3 protein-coding genes and 1 pseudogene are annotated in these 1,901 nt (G+C 37.4%); 2 read left to right on the top strand and 2 right to left on the bottom strand.

Annotated features, from left to right (window positions below):
• Window positions 1-192 (top strand): hypothetical protein (locus tag A4S05_RS42830; protein ID WP_218108022.1); only part of this gene is annotated, 192 nt, incomplete at its 5' end.
• 372 nt (window positions 193-564) lie between these two features.
• Window positions 565-1,104 carry a hypothetical protein gene (locus A4S05_RS44055; protein WP_069074892.1) on the top strand — a complete coding sequence of 180 codons (540 nt, stop codon included), beginning with the start codon at window positions 565-567 and terminating at the stop codon, window positions 1,102-1,104.
• Window positions 1,105-1,119: 15 nt separating this feature from the next.
• Here the strand turns inward: A4S05_RS44055 and A4S05_RS44445 are convergent.
• Together A4S05_RS44445 and A4S05_RS37995 are read right to left on the bottom strand one after the other, a co-directional pair.
• Window positions 1,120-1,176: pseudogene (locus A4S05_RS44445) on the bottom strand (DUF1993 family protein); the annotation flags it as partial.
• 195 nt (window positions 1,177-1,371) lie between these two features.
• On the bottom strand, window positions 1,372-1,833 hold the full coding sequence (locus A4S05_RS37995) for a hypothetical protein (RefSeq protein ID WP_069074890.1): 462 nt from the start codon (window positions 1,831-1,833) through the stop codon (window positions 1,372-1,374).
• Window positions 1,834-1,901 lie beyond the last annotated feature (68 nt).

The following is a 1,901-nucleotide window of genomic DNA, read 5'->3' as shown; positions in this document are numbered from 1 at the left end:
TTCTGTTTCATGCAACAAAGCCCTTCTGACACGCAACAACCAGTAAAAAGGCAAATCCTTTTCCAGAGCGCGATGTTATTACCGCCCAAGCGATCGTGTGTACTGAGAAACCTTTCAGTAATAATCGCTTCGATTGGTTTTAGGTTAGTATCTTTCTTGCCCGTTTTGGCACGGTTATGCCAAATACGCTAAATATAAAGGTAAAACAACTGCCAATGCAAGATTTAAGTCAGTGCAGGGATCGCGTTTTACATTACAATGCTTCCCGTACAAGAGTGGATACTAGAATTCCGCCTCGGTTATCTTGGTCGCTACTGGAGCCTGATAAGCGTTGTGGGCTTATTAATTGGCTTTTTGCTCTGTCTGCTGATATTTGTGCCAATTGATCATTAACATGATACTAGATCCGTTCAGATATCCAGATCATATTAGCAATTCGCAATTCGCAGTTCGCAATTATGGAAGAAATTGGAAATTTATTCATTTTTGGTACAAGCTCCTAATTTCAATTAGGAAAAATAAAACAGTTAATATTAATATTCAGAGCAAGCGAAATTATGCCTAATGTTTAATTGCGAATTGCGAATTGCGAATTGTTTTGGTGCAATACTCTGGCTGGGGCAGTGGCTGATCCTGCACCAGACTGAGATGACACCAAGAATTTTTGCGCTGATCAATACAGTAGTTGGAATTTCTGTCTTTTCTGTGCTGGTATGGTTTAACCAAAAAAGTTTGCAATGGAGTGGTGGCCCGATTGAAGGCTGGAAAACCGGACTCATCTTTCTACTGGGTGGTACAGTTACCGGAGCCGCGACGGGTAAAGCATTAGATTTTTACTGTGGACGAGTTGAGCAGCGATTAATCAGACTTGAGAGGGAGAGGGTAGAGCAAGAAACCCAAGAGCGAGAAAGGCTCTTAAGAGAAAGGTTTGAGAAGGAGAAATTAGCGCAAGAACGCCTAGAAGCAGAGATGGCAGAACGGAAAAGGATACAGCGAGAGGCGGCTCAAGAGGAAGAACGCCTGTGGTACGAAAAACACGGGAAAGACTATGCTGATTATGAATATGAGGAGGATGAAGAGGAATATAAAGGTGAGGAAGATTGAAGAATAATATGAAAAATGCCTAAGAATGTCATACGCTGTTTTGACATGAAAATAAAAGTTTGTATAGAGCAACAGATTATTTGACTGTAACGACAAATTATCAATTAAGTTCTTCTTGCTTGTAAGCTTGACTGTAAAAAAGTCTAACTTTTATGGTTGTTGGCATAAAGTTGTATAAATGTGCAAGAATATGCAATGCAGAAGGATTTAGATTTGTGACAACAATCTGTCGCTCTATAGCCATCCTGACAATGGGTTTAATTAGAATTAAACTGCAAAACATTCTTCAAAAAATGGATAAAACTTGTTCGCTAACAACTCAAACTTTTCTCCAATACAATCAGGACGAGCTATTTTATAACCTTTGCCATTGTACCAATCGGGATTCATCGCTGGAGAATAACACAGATAAGCGGTGCCATCTTTGTAATACCCAGATATAGTTAAGATATTTATTTTAGGTAAATAATTTACTTGAAAATTTCCGACAGCGCGGTTTTTACTTTTAAAAGTAATAGCTAAATTAGTGTCAAAAATATTTTGAGAGTCTTTATTTAATGATTTCAAATACATTTGCGGTACAACTAAAGCTGCATGAACCTTACCGATTTTTCGAGCAGATAACTGAAACTCAATGTTGCTAAAAACTTGTTCAACAATCTTAGTAATCTCTGTTTGGAAATCTATTTGTACCGTGTAAAGAAGTTGTTCTAAATCTATATTGAGCATTACTTTTCCTTTGAATATTCAACTGTTATCAAGAAAAATTATGAATTTTTTGACAAAGTGATTAATGA

This window comes from Nostoc sp. KVJ20 (assembly GCF_001712795.1).
GTDB lineage: Bacteria > Cyanobacteriota > Cyanobacteriia > Cyanobacteriales > Nostocaceae > Nostoc.
The sequence above is the reverse complement of the archived record's forward strand: the minus strand, read 5'-3'. Positions and strand labels throughout refer to the sequence as shown.